The sequence below is a fragment of the Sphaerisporangium siamense genome (assembly GCF_014205275.1).
In the GTDB taxonomy this organism is placed as follows: Bacteria; Actinomycetota; Actinomycetes; order Streptosporangiales; family Streptosporangiaceae; genus Sphaerisporangium; species Sphaerisporangium siamense.
In genome coordinates, this window is record NZ_JACHND010000001.1 from 7062773 (window position 1) to 7080020 (window position 17248).

The window sequence follows — 17248 nt, forward strand, 5'->3', positions numbered from 1 at the left end:
ACACGGAAACGCGGTGCGTAGCGATGGCGCCGCGCCGCGGATGATCTTCACGGGTGCGGGAGAGCGCTCGGACGCGAGCACGGCGACCCGCCTGGCCTGCGGTGACGTCGCCGCCCCCTACGGCTCCCTGACGTTCACGCCGACCTGACGTGGCGCGGGGCTGGGGTGGGCCTCCACGGGCGCGGGGCGGGGCCACCGGAGCAGGGCATGCCGAAACCCCGCCCGGCGGAGGGATCCGCGAGCGGGGCCGGACCGCGCGCCGTCTTTAGTTGAACGAATCGCCGCAGGCGCAGGAACCGGTGGCGTTCGGGTTGTCGATCGTGAAGCCCGACTTCTCGATCGTGTCGACGAAGTCGACCGTGGCGCCCATGAGGTACGGCGCGCTCATGCGGTCGGTGACGACACTGACACCGCCGAAGTCGGAGACGACGTCCCCGTCCATCGTGCGGTCGTCGAAGAAGAGCTGGTAGCGCAGACCGGAACAGCCGCCCGGCTGCACCGCGACGCGGAGCTGAAGCCCCTCCTCGCCCTGCTGTTCGAGCAGGCTGCGCACCTTGGCCGCGGCCGCGTCCGTGAGGATCAGGCCCTGCTGCGTGGTCTCGCTGCTCTCAACCGTCATCTGTTGACTCCCCGTCTGCCCCAACGCCCCTTGGGGACGGTGGCCTTGTTCTGAGGTCGTACTCAGACGCTACCAACACCACGGCACGAGTACACATTCCTGTCTCAGGGTCCGGTACGCGGCCCCCCTCGGGAATAGCCGGCGGGTGCCATGTGTCATCATTAGTCGTCAACTAGACGATAAGTCCTCCCAGGATCCCCACACGAGGTGCGCTGCCGTGACCACTACCGACACCGGGCTTCCCCTCTTCATCCTTGGCCGCGGGGCCGACCCGCACAGCGAGCGGGGCGTCGACTGCCCCGGCGACCTGCCCCCGGCCTCCGACCCGGATCTGGTCGCGCGCGCGGAACGGGCCAAGGCCGCCCTGGGCGACCGGCTGTTCGTGCTCGGCCACCACTACCAGCGCGACGAGGTGATCCGGTTCGCCGACGTCACCGGCGACTCCTTCAAGCTGGCCCGCGAGGCGGCGGCCCGCCCCGAGGCGGAGTACATCGTCTTCTGCGGCGTCCACTTCATGGCCGAGTCGGCCGACATCCTGACCGGCGACGACCAGAAGGTCGTGCTCCCGGACATGGCCGCGGGCTGCTCGATGGCGGACATGGCGACCTTCGACCAGGTCGAGGAGGCGTGGGACGTGCTGAGCGACCTCGGCCTCGCCGAGGTGACCGTGCCGATCACCTACATGAACTCCTCGGCCGACATCAAGGCGTTCTGCGGGCGCAACGGCGGCGCGGTCTGCACGTCCTCCAACGCCCGCCGCGCGCTGACCTGGGCCTTCGACCAGGGCCCCGAGGGGCCGGGCAAGGCCGCGGGCGACAGGAAGGTGCTGTTCCTGCCCGACCAGCACCTCGGGCGCAACACCGCGGTCCTGGAGATGGGGTTCTCGCTGGAGGACTGCGTGGTCTACAACCCGCACCGCCCGAACGGCGGCCTCACCGACCAGCAGCTCAGGGACGCCAAGATGATCCTGTGGCGGGGCCACTGCTCGGTGCACGGCCGGTTCTCCGCCGCCTGCGTGGACGACGTGCGGGCGCGCGTCCCCGGGGTCAACGTGCTGGTGCACCCCGAGTGCCGCCACGACGTGGTCACCAAGGCCGACCACGTCGGCTCCACCGAGTACATCATCAAGACGCTGGAGCAGGCGCCCGCCGGCTCTGCGTGGGCGGTCGGCACCGAGCTCAACCTGGTCAAGCGGCTGGCGGCGGCGCACCCGGACAAGACCGTGACGTTCCTGGACCGCACGGTCTGCTACTGCTCCACGATGAACCGCATCGACCTGCCGCACCTGGTGTGGGCGCTGGAGTCGCTGGCCGAGGGCCGGGTCGTCAACCAGATCACCGTGGACCCGGACACGACGCACTGGGCCAAGATCGCCCTCGACCGCATGCTGGCCCTGCCCTAGGCGGGCGGCCGGGCTAGACCAGCTCGTACAGCGCGCGCACGACGATCGTGATGGTGCCCTGCCCGGGGCTCAGCGCCCCCTTCTCCGCCGCCACGGCGAAGCGCGGGGGCGCGCCGTCGCCCTCCTCCTCCAGTTTGAGCACCCGCCCGACGCGGCGGCCGGTGAGCGTGGCGTACTGCCGGGCCTTGGCCAGGGCGTTGCGGTAGGCGGCGGCGCGGGCCGACCTCAGCAGGGTCTGGGAGCGGGAGATCTCGAAGGTCACGCCGGTCAGCCGCACCGCCTCGCCCGCGGCGGCGACGGCGTCCACGACGGCGTCCGCCTTGGACAGGTCGCGGACCAGCGCCTCGACGCCCTGGGAGGCGCGGTAGCCCACGACCCTCGGGTACTTCTCGTACTCGGCGCCCAGGGACAGGTCGTTGGTGCGCAGGTCCTCCCGCGCCACCCCGGCGGCGACCAGGGCGTCGGTCAGCCGCGCGGCGGCCGCCCTGACGGCCGCGAACGCCTCCCCCGCCTTGTCCTTGCGCACCTCCACGCCCACGCCGAGGCGCATCACGTCCGGCACGGCGCGGACGCTCCCCCGGCCGGTGACGCCGACCTCGGCCGCCTCCCCCGCGGTGGGCGCCTCGTTCCCGCCGGGAGGGCGCGGGGCCGCGAGCGCGGGGCCCGCCTGGGCTCCGGCCAGGACGATCCCCGCCGCCGCCAGCACGGCGCTCACCTTGGTCACGCGCACAGTCATGAGGCCATGCCACCACCGGGCGCGGCCGGCGCCGGCGAGCCGCCTCCGCACGCGGCGGGAACTTGACCAATCGCAGACCCCGGCCTCACGCCTCCGCGGCGCCGTCCCCGCCGCGCCGCGGCAGGACGCGGGGCGGCGTCAGGAACCCCTCGGCGGTCACCGAGGCCAGGCCCACCTTGGGCAGGTCGCGGGTGTCCTCGAAGGCGATGAAGCGCGGGACCCACACCGGGTGGTACTTGGCGTTGGCCCGGTACAGCGATTCGAGCTGCCACCAGCGCGACAGGAACAGCAGCGTGCCCCGCCACAGCCGGAGCACGGGCCCGGCGCCGAGGCGGGCGCCGCCCTCGAACACCGACCGGAACATGGCGAAGTTGAGTGAGATCCGCTTGACGCCGAGCCGGTCCGCCTCGGCGATCAGCCCGGCGACCATGAACTCCATCAGCCCGTTGTCGCCGCCCCTGTCGCGCCGCATGAGGTCCAGCGACAGGCCGTCCTCGCCCCAGGGCACGAAGGACAGGATCGCCGCGAGCCTGCCGGCGGCGTCCCTGGCCTCGACCAGGACGCACGCGCCGTCCGCCGGGTCGCCCAGGCGGCCGAGCGCCATGGAGAAGCCCCGCTCGGCCCGCGTGCCGCGCCAGGCGGCGGCGCGGTCGATGACGTGGCGCGTCTCCTCGGGCGTCAGGTCGGCGTGCCGGCGGATGCGCAGCGTGAACCCGGCGCGGCGCACCCGGTTGACGGCCTGGCGGACCCCGCGCATCTCCCGTCCCTCCAGGCCGAAGGCCGCGGCCTCGATCACGGCCTCGTCCCCGAGCTCCAGCACCCGCAGCCCGGCCCGGACGTAGGCGTGCGCGCCGGCCTCGCCGGGGCCGATCGCGGCGGCGGCCCAGCCGTAGCGGCGGGCCTCGTCCAGCCAGGCGCGGATGGCGTGCCCCCACGCCTCGACGTCGCCGATCGGGTCTCCCCCGGCCAGGCAGACCCCGGCGACGACCCGGTAGGAGACGGCGGCCTTGCCGCTCGGCGAGAAGATGACGGCGCGGTCGCGGCGGGTGGCGAAGTAGCCGAGCGAGTCACGCGAGCCGTAGGAGCGCAGGAGCGCCCTGACGCGCTCCTCGCTCTCGGCGGGCAGCTCGGCCCTGGCCCGCTGGGAGCGGAACAGCACGGCGAAGGCCACCAGCACCGCGACGGCGCTCAGCAGGCCGATGACCAGGTTCACCCACGACGGAGGGCGTCCGGCCCGGTAGAAGTCCAGGGTGACGACCCCGCCCAGGGTGCGTTCCAGCGTCCAGGCGAGGTGGTCGCGGGGCTTGAGCGTGCCGGGGAAGAGCGCGACCAGCGTGTAGCCGACGGCGAACGACACCCCCAGCAGCGAGCCCAGCGTGAGCAGGGCCTTCCTGAAGGACGCGCGGCGGGTCGGGGCGAAGAACTCGTCGCGCGTGGCGGCCAGCACGCCGAGGACCACCGCCGACACCACGAGGTTGACGTCGGCCGCGACGACCTGACCCGTGAGCGAGAACTCCTCCACCAGGTCGGGCATCAGGGACGAGGAGAGCACGACCGCGAGGTTGCCGAGCACGAGCAGCGCGAAGATGGCCGTGACGACGCCGTAGGCGGCCCTCTTGCGGCGGGCCAGGGCCCCGGCGAGGATCGCCAGGAACACCGCGTACCCGAGGTTCGGCTCGACGGGGAAGACCGCCGTCTCGATCAGGCCGGTGACGGGGCCGAGCGTGCTGCGCAGCGGGCCCGCGACCGCGATGGCCGCCGAGTACACGGCGGCCACCGCCATGCACACCGACAGCACGCGCGGCACCCTGACCCGGAAACGCCCTCCCGCCTCGGCCCGTACGGCCACGCCGTCGCGGCCCTGCTCGGTCACTGCCACCCTGTGTCCCCCCGGCGATGACTCGGTCACGCCGGGTATACCCCTCGATTCGTATCGTTAAGGGCGCGCGGGCATTACTGATCGTTCTAGGCGGGCCGGGACCGTGCTCCCGGGGGCCGCGCAGGCGGCGGCCGTGGTCAGAGGCCGGGGGCTCCCCAGAGGGGGAACCAGCGGGAGAGGTCCGGCTCGATCTTCAGATCGCCGGACACGGCGGCGCGCACCTCCAGCTCCAGGGCGTTGTCCCTGCGCTGACCCGTCAGCGGCGCGAAGGGATAGAAGGTGCCCTGCTTGTAGAGGTAGACCAGGGCCAGGCGGCGTCCCGGCCCGTCGGTGAAGGCGGCCGTCGAGCACAGCAGGGACGGCCCGAAGCCCGCGCCCTCCAGCGAGGAGTTGATGCCGTGCAGGTCGGTGACCAGCGTGGAAAGGTCGTCGGGGCTCCGGCGCGCCACCAGCCAGGTGTAGCCGTAGGAGTCCTGGGTCTGCTCGACCTCGGAGTCGCCGAGCAGGGCCCGGATGTCCTGCTGGAGGGTGGCGAAGGCGCCGCCCTCGGCCGCGCGGAAGCACACCGAGCCGGTGCCCGTGGGCGTGAAACCGGTGGCCGCCTGCAGGGTCACCGCGGCGGACGGCAGCGCGAACAGGGCGTCCAGGTCGGGTTTGGCGGGTCTGCTGCGCCCGAGCAGCGCGTCCAGCCATCGCACCGGCTCAGGCCCCCCGTCCGAGCTGTGCGGAGATGCGGCTGAGCTGGTCCAGGCGGCGCTCCAGCGGCGGGTGGGTGGCGAACAGGGTGGCCAGGCTCGCGCCGGCGCTCCTGCCCGACAGGGCCGGGGCGAAGAAGAACGCGTTGAAGGGCTGGGCCTCGCGCAGGTCGCGGGTCGGGATGCGCGACATGTCGCCGGTGACCTTGACCAGGGCGCTGGCCAGGGCGGAGGGGCGCTGGGTGAGCAGGGCGCCCGCCCGGTCGGCCGACAGCTCGCGGTAGCGCGACAGCGCGCGGGTGAGCAGGAAGCTGACGGCGTACACGATCAGCGAGACGAGCATGATGATGAGCCCGATCGGCGGGCCGTTGTTGTTGCCCCGGTCGCGGCCGAGGCCGCTGTAGAGGGCGAAGCGGGTCATCAGGCCGGCGACGACGCCGAGGAACGAGGCGATGGTCATCACGGCGACGTCGCGGTGCGCCACGTGCGACATCTCGTGGGCGATGACGCCTTCGAGTTCCAGAGGGTCGAGCCGCCGCAGCAGGCCGGTGGTGACGCAGACGACCGCGTGCTTCTGGTCGCGGCCGGTGGCGAAGGCGTTCGGCACGTCGCTGTCGGCGATGGCGACCCGCGGCTTGGGGGTGTTGGAGATCACGCTCAGCCGGTCGACGACCCCGTGCAGCTCCGGTGCCTCCTGCGGGGAGACCTCCCTGCCGTGCATCGCGAACAACGCGATCCTGTCGGAGAGGAAGTACTGGACCAGCAGGAGGCCACCGGCGAGAACGAGGACGACGATCGCCCGGACCCCCACGGCGATCAGCGCGCCCACGAAGGCGACGTAGAGCAGGCCGAGCAGGAACATGGTGACGACCATGCGCACGGTCAGTCCCCGGTCGGGGGCGTACCGGGTTTGAGTCATATGCCCAAACTATCCCGGGATGAGACCCGAATCCCCAAGCATTCCCCTCACTTCGTCGATCGAAGCGTCAGAGGGAGGCAAAATCAGCTCGGACGGCTCCAGCGCGTCGTCGGGGAGCGGCTTGCCGAGCTGGCGCACCTTGTCCAGCAGCGCGTGGAGCTTGGAGCGGAACTCGGTCTCGTCATCGGTCTCGATGGCCGCTTCCAGCTCGGTGTCCAGGGCGTTGAGCACGTCGATGTCGCCCTCGGCGATCTGGACCTGCCCCTCCCCCATGATGCGGACGATCACAAGCCCTCCCCAGGCTGGCGGTACTGCTGGGTGTGCTGGGTGGGGGCCTGCTGCGGAGCCGCCTGCTGCTGGTTCTGCGGGCCGGACTCGATCGCGTCACGCGGCGCCGGGCCCTGGCCGAGCTCCGCCTTCATGCGGGCGAGCTCCAGCTCGACGTCGTGGCCGCCGCCCATGCGGTCGAGCTCGGCCTGGATGTCGTCGCCGCGCTGGCCGCTGAAGTCGTCCAGCGCACCGCTGGCCAGCAGCTCGTCGATCGCGCCGGCGCGCGCCTGCATCTGGGCGGTCTTGTCCTCGGCGCGCTGGATCGCCAGACCCACGTCGCCCATCTCTTCGGAGATGCCGGAGAACGCCTCGTTGATGCGCGTCTGCGCCTCGGCGGCGGTGTACGTCGCCTTGATGGTCTCCTTCCGGTGACGGAAAGAGTCGACCTTGGTCTGGAGGCGCTGGCTCGCGAGGGTGAGCTTCTCCTCCTCACCCTGGAGGTTGTTGTGCTGCACCTGCAGGTCGGCGATCTGGGTCTGCAGCGCCGACCGGCGGCTCAGCGCCTCGCGCGCCAGGTCCTCACGGCCGACGCTCAGCGCCTTGCGGCCCTGGTCCTCCAGCTTGTTCGACTGCTGCTGGATCTGGTTGATCTGCAGTTCCACCCGCTTGCGCGAGGTGGCGACGTCGGCCACACCCCGGCGAACCTTCTGCAAGAGCTCAAGCTGCCGCTGATAGGAGTAGTCGAGGGTCTCGCGCGGATCCTCCATCTTGTCCAAGGCTTTGTTCGCCTTGGACTTGAAGATCATGGAAAGTCTCTTCATCACGCTCATGCGCGTTGGCCGTCCCCTTCTAGGTAGTGCTGTGCCTATACTCCCGCTCGACGCGACGCTCGCCGGCCGTATGCTCGCTGCGCTGGCATTCCGTGCTCCTCGCGCCCACTCGCAACTCCATAGGCTGCCCACTCATCGTCGGCCCCCGATTATCGCGGCAAAGTCGCCTAGGTCCACCCTACGCATAACGCACGAGGGCGTCATTAAGTTGCACCGCCGGTAGGCTGACGTCGTGTTCCGACGTCGTACCGAGGCTCCCGCGGACGCCTCCGCCACCGCGCCAGAAGAGACGCAGGCGAAGACCGCGGGGAAGGGCCGCCCCACTCCCAAGCGCCGCGAGGCCCAAGGCCGCCGCCGCTCGCCGGTGACCGCCCCCACCAACCGCAAACAGGCCTACCGGCAGGCGCGCGAGCGCCAGGCCGCCGAGCGCGTCCGCGCCCGCGAGGGCATGTTGCGAGGCGACGACCGCTACCTTCCCGTGCGCGACCGGGGTCAGACCCGCAAGTTCGCCCGCGAATGGGTCGACTCCCGGCGGACGGTGAGCCAATACTTCCTGCCCATCTCGCTGCTCCTGCTGGTCGTCCTGTGGACGATCCCGATGCTCGGCGGGCAGACGGGCATGCTGCTCTACTCCTACGCCATCACGATCCTGTGGCCCGCGATGATCGTCGTGGTGGCCCTGAGCGGGTTCTGGGTGGCGCGGCGCGTCAAGAAGGAGGCGGGCGAGAAGTACCCGGACGAGAGCCTCAAGGGCGTCGGCTTCTACGCCGCGATGCGCGCGATGCAGATCCGCCGGCTGCGCTTCCCGCCGCCGACCGTGCTGCCGGGCGGCAGACCGGTCCCGCCGAAGAAGTGACGTCCTGGCGGTGACGCCGTGCCGTGGGGGGCTCTCCACCGGCTCACGGCGGCCTCGCCATGGGTCGTTAAGGTCGGAGTATGCAATTTCGCCATCTCGGCCGCAGCGGCCTGAAGGTCAGTGAGATCAGCTACGGCAACTGGATCACCCACGGATCCCAGGTGGAGGAGGACGCCGCCAAGGCGTGCGTCCGGGCGGCGCTGGACGAGGGCATCACCACGTTCGACACCGCCGACGTGTACGCGGCCACCAAGGCCGAGGAGGTGCTCGGCCGCGCCCTCGCGGGGGTGCGGCGCGAGTCCCTGGAGATCTTCACCAAGGTCTACTGGCCGACGGGCGCGGGCCCGAACGACCGGGGCCTGTCCCGCAAGCACATCACCGAGAGCATCAACGGATCGCTGCGGCGGCTCGGTACCGACTACGTGGACCTGTACCAGGCGCACCGCTACGACCACGAGACCCCGCTCGAAGAGACGCTGAAGACCTTCGACGACCTGGTGCGCCAGGGCAAGGTGCTCTACGTCGGCGTCAGCGAGTGGACCGCCGACCAGATCGCCGGCGCGCTGAAGATCGCCGACGAGATGGGCTTCGACCGGCTGGTGTCCAACCAGCCGCAGTACTCGATGCTCTGGCGGGTCATCGAGGCCGAGGTCGTGCCGCTGTGCGAGAAGGAGGGCGTCGGCCAGATCGTCTGGTCGCCCATCGCGCAGGGCGTGCTGACCGGCAAGTACCTGCCCGGCCACGCCCCTCCGGCGGGCTCGCGGGCCACCGACCCGGCGGGCTCGTCGTTCATCGGCCGCATGCTCGGCGACGACGTGCTGACCCGCGTGCAGGAGCTCAAGCCGATCGCCGCCGATCTCGGCCTCACCATGGCCCAGCTCGCGGTGGCGTGGGTGCTGCAGAACCCCAACGTCTCCTCGGCCATCGTCGGGGCCAGCAGGCCCGAGCAGGTGCGCGACAACGTCAGGGCCTCGGGGGTCCGCCTGGACGCCGAGGTGCTGGAGAAGATCGACGACCTGCTGGCGCCCGTCGTGGAGCGGGATCCGGCCAGAACGGAAAGCCCGGCGACGCGTCCGTGATCCCCGCCCCGCCCCCTGTCCCACCGGTCGCTCCACATCATTGCGGTCACACCGGCACCGGGTAAAGGCGGGGGGCGCGCGGCCCTCTCACTCGACGCGCAACGACATTCCCGCGTACTCGACCTTGTCGTCCTCCAGCAGCGTGACCTGCTCGATCCCGGAAGTCAGCAGCGTCCGCCAGTTCTCCCCGAGCCATGACTCCGCGTCGGCCTGGCTGGGAAAGATCTCGCGCGGAAGCGGGCCGTCCGTAACCTCGCCGCCGTTCGCGTTTTCATATCGCCAGCGCCAAGTCATGCCATACGCTCCTTTTCGCGGGATCGCCCAATACCCTCACCATGGTTGTGCGAACCCTACCTCCTGGAGTGTGCCGCAGATCTTGCCGCCGGGCGCGGGCCAGGCCAGGATGCCCGGGGCTGTCCGTCCCGCTTCGCTCCCTTCGAACGATGGAGGCCGTCCCATGCCGCCCACGCCCCGTCCTCCGGCGCCCGGACCCGCGACGGCGGCGGCCACGGTCTTCTCCTGGTTCTCCCGGTCGGCCCGGTTCCTCCCGTCCTCGTGCGGGGCCTGGTGAAGGTCCTGCTGTCCGGCACGGCCGGTCCCTACGGCTGGCCGGAGCCCGGCTGCGGCTGCGCCTCCTGCGGCCGGCTGCCCGCCGGGCACCGCCTGCCCACGGCCGTGGTGCTGGACGACGCGGTGCGCCTCGCGCCGCCCGCCGGACTCGCCCTCGCCCCTCCGGCGACGCTCCCCAAGGGCTACCGCATGACCGTCACCCCGGACGGCTACGCGGTCAGCGGGCCCGACCGCGGCCGCGTGCTGCACGCGGCGCCGCCGGGCGGCCACGCGGGCGAGCCCTCGCCGAGCTGGGCGGAGGACGCCTACGACCTGGTGCTCATCGACCTGCTCGACCGTCCGCAGCGCCTCGGCGACCTGCGCCGCCGCGGCCTGGTGACGGACAGGACGCGGGTGGTCGCCGTCGGCCTGGACCACCGGGCGCCCTCGGAGGCCGAGCTGTTCAGACGCCTGGCGTTCTGGGGCGCCGAGGCCGTCGCCGACGGCACGACGCTGGACACCAGGCGTCCCGCGCCCGCCCGCGCGCCCGCGCCCAAGCGGGTGCTGGTGCTCGGCGGCGCGCGCTCGGGCAAGTCGGAGGAGGCGGAGACCCGGCTGATCGCCGAGCCCGACGTCACCTACGTGGCCACCGGGCCCACGGGCAGGCTCGACGAGGACTGGCTGGCCCGGGTGCGCGCCCACCGGGCCCGCCGCCCGCCGTACTGGACGACGATCGAGACCACCGAGCTGGAGGCCCTGCTCAGGTCGGAGTCGGGGCCGCTGCTCGTCGACGGGATCGGCACCTGGCTGGCCGCCGTCTTCGACGCGTGCGGCGCCTGGGACGACCCCGCGCACGACCGTCCGCGCGGGCGCAAGCCGGGACGCTTCGGCACGGCGCTGGACGCGGTGGCGGCGCGGTGCGACGAGCTGGTGGCGGCGTGGCGGCGGACCCGGGCGCAGGTGGTGGCGGTCAGCGACGAGGTGGGGCTGAGCGTGGTGCCCGCGACCGCCGCCGGGCGGGTGTTCCGCGACGCGCTCGGCCGGCTCAACCGGGGGCTGGCCGAGGAGTCGGAGGAGGCCCTGCTGGTCGTGGCCGGCCGCGTCCTTCCCCTGCCGATCTGACGTCCTGGAAGGCCGGCCGGGACGGTCCGCACCCTCGTCCCGGAACCGGCCGCCCCCTTGCCGATCTGAAGCCCTGGAGATTCAGCCGAGATGTCCGCACCCTTCGTCCCCGAGCCGATCGTCGCGGGGCTGCGCCTGGCCGTGGGCACCTTGAGCATCTGGCCCGCGGGGCTGCCGCGCGCCGACCGGGAGACCGCCGGGTGGGCCATGGCGCTCGCACCGCTGGTCGGCCTGCTCCTCGGCCTGGCGGCCGGGGCGGTGATGACGCTCGCCGGGCTGCTCGTCTCGCCGCTGCTCGCCGCCGTCGCCGGGGTGGCCACGCTGGCCGTGCTGACCCGCGGCCTGCACCTGGACGGCCTGGCCGACCTCGCCGACGGGCTCGGCAGCGGCCGGCCCGCCGCGCAGGCCCTGGAGATCATGAAGCGCTCGGACATCGGGCCGTTCGGCGTGGTCACGCTGGTGCTCACCGCGCTGGCGCAGGTCGCCGCCGCGGCCGAGGCGGGCCCCGCGGCGCTGGTGCTGGCCGGGATGACCGGGCGGCTGGCGGTCACGTGGGCCTGCGTGGCGGGCGTCCCCGCGGCGCGGCCCGGCGGCCTCGGGGCGATGGTCGCCGGCACCGTGCGGCAGACCTCGGCGATCTACGCGTCCGCCGCCGTGTCCGCGGCGGCCCTGGCGATCGGCCTGGTGGCGGAGCACCCGGTGATCTACCTGGTGGCCGCCGCGGCGGGGCTCGGCGCGGCCTGGGCGGTGCTGGCGCACGCGATCCGGCGGCTCGGCGGGATCACCGGCGACGTGCTCGGGGCCCTGGTCGAGGTGAGCGCCACGATCACGCTGGTCGTCTGCGCCGCCGCGCCCTGAGCTCACGCCTGGGGAGGCACCGGCGCGGCCGGGACCGGCCGCCCGCGCAGGAGGACGATCGCCACGACCGCGAGCAGCACCCAGCCGACCACGCCGGTGATCCCCGCGAGCAGCAGGTCCGGCGGACGCGCCGCGTCGCCCAGCAGCAAGGGCAGTCCGCCCAGGGCGTTCAGCGTGCCGTGCCCGGCCACCGCGGGCCAGACGCTGCCCGACCGCAGGCGCAGCACACCGAGGAAGATGCCGAACAGGACACAGAAGACGACGAACACCGGGGCGGCCCACGGCCCGAGCTGGGCGTAGTTGTAGCCGCGCAGGGTGAGCGGCGCGTGCCACAGGCCCCAGATCACGCCGGAGACGATCAGCGCGCGGACGGCGCCCAGGGGCATCAGCCGGGGCAGCAGCCAGCCGCGCCAGCCGTACTCCTCCCCCAGGGACGGGATCGCGTTGAGCACCGGCCCGATGACCAGCCCTTGGACGACCTGGATCACCGCGAGCGTCCTGGGATCCAGCGGCAGGGACGTCCCTCCGGTGGCCGAGGCCAGCTCGCGGCGGAGGAGGCTCAGGCCGGACAGGTCCACGCTGAGCAGGCCGGTCGCGACGCTGACGCCGAGCGCGAGCAGGACCAGCAGCGCGGTGCCGCCCCAGCCGATCAGGACGAATCGCAGGCCGCGCCCGCGCGCCGGCCCGAGCGTGAGCCCCGTCGCGCGGGCCCACTCCCGGAACGGGACGTCGCGATGGCGCAGGCGCCACACCGCGAGCACGGCCAGCGCCGGGGTGAACATCATCACGAAGCCGGTGACCGTGGTCAGCCCGGACCGGCCGGTGATCCACAACGGCAGCGCGGCCAGCCACGACAGGCCGTAGGCGACGAGCAGGAAGACGGCGAGGTCGCCGGGACGGCGGCTCATCGGACGCCGCTCCTGGCGACGAGGGCGTTGATCAGCGCGGCCCCGCGATGGGCGTCGTCGACGGTCACGGCCAGCTCGCCGCCCGAGTGGTAGCGGACGATCAGGCACTCGCCGCCCCTGATCATGATCGTCGCCATGCCGGGCAGCCCGCGGAAACCCCAGCCGCCCACCTCGAACGGGCCCTTCACCTCGACCCGGGCGCTCTCGATCCTGCCGAGCGGCACCGTGCGCCTGGGGCGGCCGAACGGGCCGAACGAGATCACCATGGCCTCGTCGCCGACGCGCACCCCGACCGTGGACACCCCGAGCATCGCCAGCCCGGCGATCGTCAGCCCGATCGCCGTGCTCTCCAGGCCGCTCGGCCCGAGCGTCGTGCGCGTGAGGGCGAGCAGCAGGGCCGCGGCCAGCGCCGCGACGCCGCCGATCGCCGCGCCGGCGTTCCTGGCCGAGGACACCCACACCGCGCGCTGCCCGCTCCTGAGGGGCAGGGGGACGGCGGGCCGCGCGGCGGGCTCCGGCTCCGCGCCGCCGGCGCCCGCCGAGGCGATCAGCACGCCGAGCACGCCCGCGGCGATCGCGGCGGCGGGGACCAGGACGACGCGCCACCCGAGCGGCGCCGCGTCGCGCCAGTCCAGGGTGCCGAGGTTGGCGGCGAGCGTCGCCCACTGCTGGGCCAGCAGGAAAACCGCCCCGCCCGCGAACAGTCCCCCGGCCGCGCGCACGCGGGTCGCCGCCGCCGCGCCCCTCGCCTCGGCGCCGAGGCGCAGGACGCCGCGGGCGACGCACGCCACGAGCAGCGCCCACAGCGCGGCCTCCATGGCGAACCACGCCCAGAAGGACATCGAGCCGTCCGGCGCGCCGGACACCTCCCAGTGGGTGGCGAGCGGGTCGGGCAGCCGGCCTCTCAGCACGAGGGGGCCGGCCACCAGGACCACGGTGACGAGGACCGCCCATCCGGCCGAGAGCCGCGCGAGCCACGGACGCCCGCTCATGACGATGTCCTGATCATCTCGATGACCTCCTCGGGGCCGAGGCCGTACAACCGCGCCTCCTCCAGCAGTTCCCGCGTCCTTCGCATGACGAGTTCACGGGCGTCGGGCGGGCGCAGGACGGACACGCCGCGGCCTCTGCGGAACTCCAGCACCCCCTCGTCGCGCAGGTCGCGCAGCGCGCGCAGCACCGTGTTGGCGTTGACGCCGAGCGCGGCGGCGAGCTGGCGCGCCGACGGCAGGCGCTGCCCGGGGGTGACGACGCCCGAGGCGACGGCCTGCCTGACGGCCGCGGCGACCTGCTCGTGCAGCGGCCGGGGGTCGTTCAGGTCCAGGGTGAGTAACATGGTGCTAGCCACATTAGCACTATCTGCCCGGTATCAGCAGGGATGGTGCTACTGCGAGTGGCACCATCGGCGTCGCCGCAGGTGAACGAATTCGTAGGACGAACCCTCGTTTATGCGTACGCGGCGTGCAGGACTAGCATCGGCCTACGTGACGACAGTGCGACTTAACGCCCTTGACTCGGGGTCGGTGGACGCCGACGCCCTCGTAGTCGGTATCAACACCTCCCCCGCGGGCCCCCGCCCCGCGCCGGGCGCGGACGGCGTCGACGCCGCGCTCTCGGGTGGCCTCGCCGCGACACTTGACGCCCTCGGCTTCACCGGCAAGGCCGGCGAGATCGCCAAGATCCCGACCTTCGGCGCGCTGCCCGCCGCCGTGGTCGTCGCGACCGGACTCGGCGAGGCTCCCGAGGGCGACGCCTACGACCTGGAGGTCCTGCGCCGCGCCGCGGGCGCCGCCGTCCGCTCGCTGGCCGGCACGCCCCGGGCCGCGCTCGCGCTGCCCGCCACGACGCCGGAGCAGGCCGAGGCCGTGGCGCTCGGCGGCCTGCTCGGCGCCTACGACTTCGTGAGGTACCGCACCGCCGAGGAGCAGAAGGCCCCGGTCGGCGAGCTCACCGTGCTGAGCGGCGCGGACGGCGGCGAGGAGGCCGTCGCCAGGGCCGCCACGCTCGCCGAGTCCGTCGCGCTGGTCCGCGACCTGGTCAACACCCCGCCGTCCGACCTCCCGCCGGTCCGCTTCGCCGAGATCGCCGAGGAGAGCGCCGCGAAGGTGGGCCTCTCGGTGGAGGTGCTGGACGAGAACGCGCTCAAGGAGGGCGGCTACGGCGGCATCGTCGGCGTCGGCCAGGGCTCGGTCAACCCGCCCCGCCTGGTGCGCCTCGGCTACACCCACCCCGAGGCCGCCACGACCCTCGCCTTCATCGGCAAGGGCATCACCTTCGACTCCGGCGGCCTGTCGCTCAAGCCGTCCGCCTCCATGGCGTGGATGAAGTCGGACATGGGCGGCGCGGGCGCGGTGCTCGGCGCGCTGCTGGCCGTCGCCAAGCTCGGCCTGCGCGTCAACGTCGTCGGCTACCTGTGCCTGGCCGAGAACATGCCGAGCGGCAGCGCCCAGCGCCCCTCCGACGTCCTCACCACCTACTCGGGCAGGACCGTCGAGGTGCTCGACACCGATGCCGAGGGCCGCCTCGTGCTCGTGGACGGCATCGCCCGCGCCGGCGAGGACTCCCCCGACATCATCGTCGACGTCGCCACGCTCACCGGCGGGCAGATCGTCGCGCTCGGCTGGCGCACCTCCGGCGTCATGGCCTCCGACGACGAGCTGCGCGAGCAGGTCGTCGAGGTGGCCGTCGGCCAGGGCGAGGCCGCCTGGGGCATGCCCCTGCCCGAGGAGCTGCGCAAGGGCCTGGACTCCCCGATCGCCGACATCGCCAACCTCAACCCCGAGCGCTCGGGCAGCATGCTCGCCGCGGGCATCTTCCTGCGCGAGTTCGTGCCCGACGGCGTTCGCTGGGCGCACATCGACATCGCCGGGCCCGCCTTCAACAAGGAGGCCCCCTACGGCTACGTCCCCAAGGGCGGCACGGGATACGTCACCCGCACCCTCGTCGCGCTGGCCGAACGCCACCAGGCCTCCCGCGGGGCATGATGAACGCGTGACGCCGCCGCCGACGAGGCCGGCGCGTCACGCACACGCGGGACAAGTGAAAAGATGCTGTTGGGCAGGCATGGCGCGCCGCCGTCGTAGATCACGGGCGGCGACGCCGGCCGTGAGAGCCCACCGATCCGACAAGGAGCTTTCCAGTGGCTGATGGCACCGGCCCCTTCGACATCGTTGTCCTGGGCGGCGGTAGCGGCGGGTACGCCTGCGCCCTGCGGGCGGCCGAGCTCGGCAAGTCCGTCGCGCTGATCGAGAAGGACAAGATCGGCGGCACGTGCCTGCACCGGGGGTGCATCCCCACCAAGGCGCTGCTGCACGCGGCGGAGGTCGCCGACGAGACCCGCGAGGCCACGACCGTGGGCGTCAAGGCGAGGTTCGAGGGCATCGACATGCCCGGCGTCCACGCCTTCAAGGACAAGATCGTCAACCGCGCCTGGAAGGGCGTGCAGGGTCTGCTGAAGAGCCGCGGCGTCACGCTCATCGAGGGCGCCGGCAAACTCGCGGGCCCCGGCCGCGTCCTCGTGGGCGACCAGGCCGTCGAGGGCCGCGCCGTCGTGCTGGCCACCGGCTCGGCGCCGCGGTCGCTGCCCGGCCTGGACATCGACGGCGAGCGGGTCATCACCAGCGACCACGCCCTCAAGCTGGACCGCGTCCCCGCGTCGGTGATCGTGCTCGGCGGCGGCGTGATCGGCGTCGAGTTCGCCTCCGTCTGGCGCTCGTTCGGCGCCGAGGTCACGATCGTCGAGGCCCTGCCCCACCTGCTCCCGCTGGAGGAGGAGTCCAGCTCCAAGCTCCTGGAGCGCGCCTTCCGCCGCCGGGGCATCAAGTACGAGCTCGGCACCCGCTTCGAGAGCGTCAAGAGCAACGACACCGGCGTGATCGTCACCCTGGAGGGCGGCAAGACCCTGGAGGCCGAGCTGCTGCTCGTGGCGGTCGGCCGCGGCGCGGTCTCGGCCGACCTCGGCTACGAGGAGTCCGGCGTCGCGATCGAGCGCGGCACCGTCGTCGTCGACGAGTTCTGCCGCACCAGCGTCCCGGGCGTCTACGCCGTCGGCGACCTGATCCCGACCCTCCAGCTCGCGCACGCGGGCTTCGCCGAGGGCATCCTGGTCGCCGAGCACATCGCCGGCCTCGACCCGGTGCCGATCGACTACGCGGGCGTGCCCCGCATCACCTACTCCGACCCCGAGGTGGCCTCGGTCGGCATCACGTCGGCCGTCGCCAGGGAACGGGGCTACGAGATCACGGAACTCGTCTACGACCTGGGCGGCAACCCCAAGAGCCAGATCATCGGCACGCAGGGCGCCGTCAAGATCGTTTCCCAGAAGGACGGCCCGGTGCTCGGTGTCCACATGGTGGGCAAACGCATGGGCGAGCTCGTCACCGAGGGGCAGTTGATCTACAACTGGGAGGCGTTGCCCTCCGAGGTGGCCCAGCTCATCCACGCGCACCCGACCCAGTCCGAGGCTGTCGGCGAGGCGATGCTCGCCCTGGCCGGCAAGCCCCTTCACGTACACAACTAAGCCCTCA

General features: G+C 72.9%; 19 protein-coding genes. 8 read left to right on the forward strand and 11 right to left on the reverse strand.

The annotated features are described in order from the left end of the window. The first annotated feature begins 13 nt into the window (after nt 1-13). Nucleotides 14-148 carry a hypothetical protein gene (locus BJ982_RS39955; RefSeq protein ID WP_260413885.1) on the forward strand — a complete coding sequence of 45 codons (135 nt, stop codon included), beginning with the start codon at nt 14-16 and terminating at the stop codon, nt 146-148. Between the two features lie 117 nt (nt 149-265). On the opposite strand, the gene erpA is transcribed toward BJ982_RS39955, so the two are convergent. Further along, the gene (gene erpA, locus BJ982_RS32195) at nt 266-619 is read right to left on the reverse strand and encodes an iron-sulfur cluster insertion protein ErpA (protein WP_184886302.1); all 354 of its coding nucleotides are present in this window, start codon (nt 617-619) and stop codon (nt 266-268) included. 217 nt (nt 620-836) lie between these two features. On the opposite strand from erpA, the gene nadA reads away from it, so the two are divergent. Continuing rightward, the gene (nadA, locus tag BJ982_RS32200; RefSeq protein ID WP_184886303.1) at nt 837-2021 is read left to right on the forward strand and encodes a quinolinate synthase NadA; all 1185 of its coding nucleotides are present in this window, start codon (nt 837-839) and stop codon (nt 2019-2021) included. A 13-nt stretch (nt 2022-2034) separates the two neighbouring features. Here nadA and BJ982_RS32205 read toward each other — a convergent pair whose 3' ends face one another. From BJ982_RS32205 to BJ982_RS32230, 6 genes are all read right to left on the reverse strand, one after another. Beyond that, the gene (locus BJ982_RS32205; protein WP_184886305.1) at nt 2035-2757 is read right to left on the reverse strand and encodes an SIMPL domain-containing protein; all 723 of its coding nucleotides are present in this window, start codon (nt 2755-2757) and stop codon (nt 2035-2037) included. Between the two features lie 85 nt (nt 2758-2842). Next, entirely contained in the window at nt 2843-4636 is a 1794-nt protein-coding gene (locus tag BJ982_RS40710) for a phosphatidylglycerol lysyltransferase domain-containing protein (RefSeq protein WP_239122845.1), read from the reverse strand. A 137-nt stretch (nt 4637-4773) separates the two neighbouring features. Next, entirely contained in the window at nt 4774-5334 is a 561-nt protein-coding gene (gene pspAB, locus BJ982_RS32215) for a PspA-associated protein PspAB (protein ID WP_184886307.1), read from the reverse strand. A gap of 4 nt (nt 5335-5338) precedes the next feature. After that, entirely contained in the window at nt 5339-6250 is a 912-nt protein-coding gene (gene htpX, locus BJ982_RS32220) for a zinc metalloprotease HtpX (RefSeq protein ID WP_184886309.1), read from the reverse strand. Between the two features lie 9 nt (nt 6251-6259). Beyond that, nucleotides 6260-6538: a PspA-associated protein PspAA gene (gene pspAA, locus BJ982_RS32225; RefSeq protein WP_184886311.1), complete on the reverse strand. Its 279-nt coding sequence runs from the start codon at nt 6536-6538 to the stop codon at nt 6260-6262. Next, a complete protein-coding gene (locus BJ982_RS32230; RefSeq protein ID WP_184886313.1) occupies nt 6535-7350 on the reverse strand; it encodes a PspA/IM30 family protein in 816 nt (271 codons plus the stop codon). The genes pspAA and BJ982_RS32230 overlap by 4 nt, the downstream gene beginning before the upstream one ends. A 232-nt stretch (nt 7351-7582) precedes the next feature. Between BJ982_RS32230 and BJ982_RS32235 the strand changes: the two genes are divergently transcribed. Both BJ982_RS32235 and BJ982_RS32240 read left to right on the forward strand, forming a co-directional pair. Then, nucleotides 7583-8206, forward strand: coding sequence for a DUF3043 domain-containing protein (locus BJ982_RS32235; protein WP_184886315.1), 624 nt, complete (start codon nt 7583-7585; stop codon nt 8204-8206). An 80-nt stretch (nt 8207-8286) separates the two neighbouring features. Next, a complete protein-coding gene (locus BJ982_RS32240; RefSeq protein ID WP_184886317.1) occupies nt 8287-9285 on the forward strand; it encodes an aldo/keto reductase family protein in 999 nt (332 codons plus the stop codon). Nucleotides 9286-9372: 87 nt separating this feature from the next. Here BJ982_RS32240 and BJ982_RS32245 read toward each other — a convergent pair whose 3' ends face one another. Then, nucleotides 9373-9579 (reverse strand): hypothetical protein, encoded by a 207-nt coding sequence (locus BJ982_RS32245; RefSeq protein WP_184886319.1) that lies wholly within the window; start codon nt 9577-9579, stop codon nt 9373-9375. 261 nt (nt 9580-9840) lie between these two features. Between BJ982_RS32245 and BJ982_RS32250 the strand changes: the two genes are divergently transcribed. Together BJ982_RS32250 and BJ982_RS32255 are read left to right on the forward strand one after the other, a co-directional pair. Beyond that, nucleotides 9841-10956, forward strand: coding sequence for a bifunctional adenosylcobinamide kinase/adenosylcobinamide-phosphate guanylyltransferase (locus BJ982_RS32250; RefSeq protein WP_203958955.1), 1116 nt, complete (start codon nt 9841-9843; stop codon nt 10954-10956). Between the two features lie 90 nt (nt 10957-11046). After that, on the forward strand, nt 11047-11814 hold the full coding sequence (locus tag BJ982_RS32255; protein ID WP_184886321.1) for an adenosylcobinamide-GDP ribazoletransferase: 768 nt from the start codon (nt 11047-11049) through the stop codon (nt 11812-11814). Between the two features lie 2 nt (nt 11815-11816). Here the strand turns inward: BJ982_RS32255 and BJ982_RS32260 are convergent, their stop codons facing one another. Genes BJ982_RS32260 through BJ982_RS32270 form a run of 3 tightly spaced genes read right to left on the reverse strand, consistent with a single transcriptional unit; the run spans nt 11817 to nt 14070 of the window. Next, a complete protein-coding gene (locus tag BJ982_RS32260; protein ID WP_184886323.1) occupies nt 11817-12722 on the reverse strand; it encodes a CPBP family intramembrane glutamic endopeptidase in 906 nt (301 codons plus the stop codon). Further along, nucleotides 12719-13714, reverse strand: a complete 996-nt coding sequence (locus tag BJ982_RS32265) for a DUF1648 domain-containing protein (protein ID WP_184886325.1) — start codon at nt 13712-13714, stop codon at nt 12719-12721. Before BJ982_RS32265 ends, BJ982_RS32260 begins: the two co-directional genes overlap by 4 nt. Further along, nucleotides 13711-14070, reverse strand: coding sequence for a GntR family transcriptional regulator (locus BJ982_RS32270; protein ID WP_275411672.1), 360 nt, complete (start codon nt 14068-14070; stop codon nt 13711-13713). The genes BJ982_RS32265 and BJ982_RS32270 overlap by 4 nt, the downstream gene beginning before the upstream one ends. A gap of 136 nt (nt 14071-14206) precedes the next feature. On the opposite strand from BJ982_RS32270, the gene BJ982_RS32275 reads away from it, so the two are divergent. Next, the gene (locus BJ982_RS32275) at nt 14207-15706 is read left to right on the forward strand and encodes a leucyl aminopeptidase (RefSeq protein WP_239122846.1); all 1500 of its coding nucleotides are present in this window, start codon (nt 14207-14209) and stop codon (nt 15704-15706) included. Between the two features lie 155 nt (nt 15707-15861). Next, entirely contained in the window at nt 15862-17241 is a 1380-nt protein-coding gene (lpdA, locus tag BJ982_RS32280; RefSeq protein WP_184886329.1) for a dihydrolipoyl dehydrogenase, read from the forward strand. The last annotated feature ends 7 nt before the right edge of the window (nt 17242-17248 follow it).

What these genes read in the sequence shown, in the direction of transcription:
- erpA (WP_184886302.1), bottom strand. Translation starts at nt 619, where the DNA reads ATGACGGTTGAGAGCAGCGAGACCACGCAGCAGGGCCTGATCCTCACG.
- BJ982_RS32205 (WP_184886305.1), bottom strand. Translation starts at nt 2,757, where the DNA reads ATGACTGTGCGCGTGACCAAGGTGAGCGCCGTGCTGGCGGCGGCGGGG.
- htpX (WP_184886309.1), bottom strand. Translation starts at nt 6,250, where the DNA reads ATGACTCAAACCCGGTACGCCCCCGACCGGGGACTGACCGTGCGCATG.
- BJ982_RS32230 (WP_184886313.1), bottom strand. Translation starts at nt 7,350, where the DNA reads ATGAGCGTGATGAAGAGACTTTCCATGATCTTCAAGTCCAAGGCGAAC.
- BJ982_RS32240 (WP_184886317.1), top strand. Translation starts at nt 8,287, where the DNA reads ATGCAATTTCGCCATCTCGGCCGCAGCGGCCTGAAGGTCAGTGAGATC.
- BJ982_RS32245 (WP_184886319.1), bottom strand. Translation starts at nt 9,579, where the DNA reads ATGACTTGGCGCTGGCGATATGAAAACGCGAACGGCGGCGAGGTTACG.
- BJ982_RS32255 (WP_184886321.1), top strand. Translation starts at nt 11,047, where the DNA reads ATGTCCGCACCCTTCGTCCCCGAGCCGATCGTCGCGGGGCTGCGCCTG.
- BJ982_RS32260 (WP_184886323.1), bottom strand. Translation starts at nt 12,722, where the DNA reads ATGAGCCGCCGTCCCGGCGACCTCGCCGTCTTCCTGCTCGTCGCCTAC.
- BJ982_RS32265 (WP_184886325.1), bottom strand. Translation starts at nt 13,714, where the DNA reads ATGAGCGGGCGTCCGTGGCTCGCGCGGCTCTCGGCCGGATGGGCGGTC.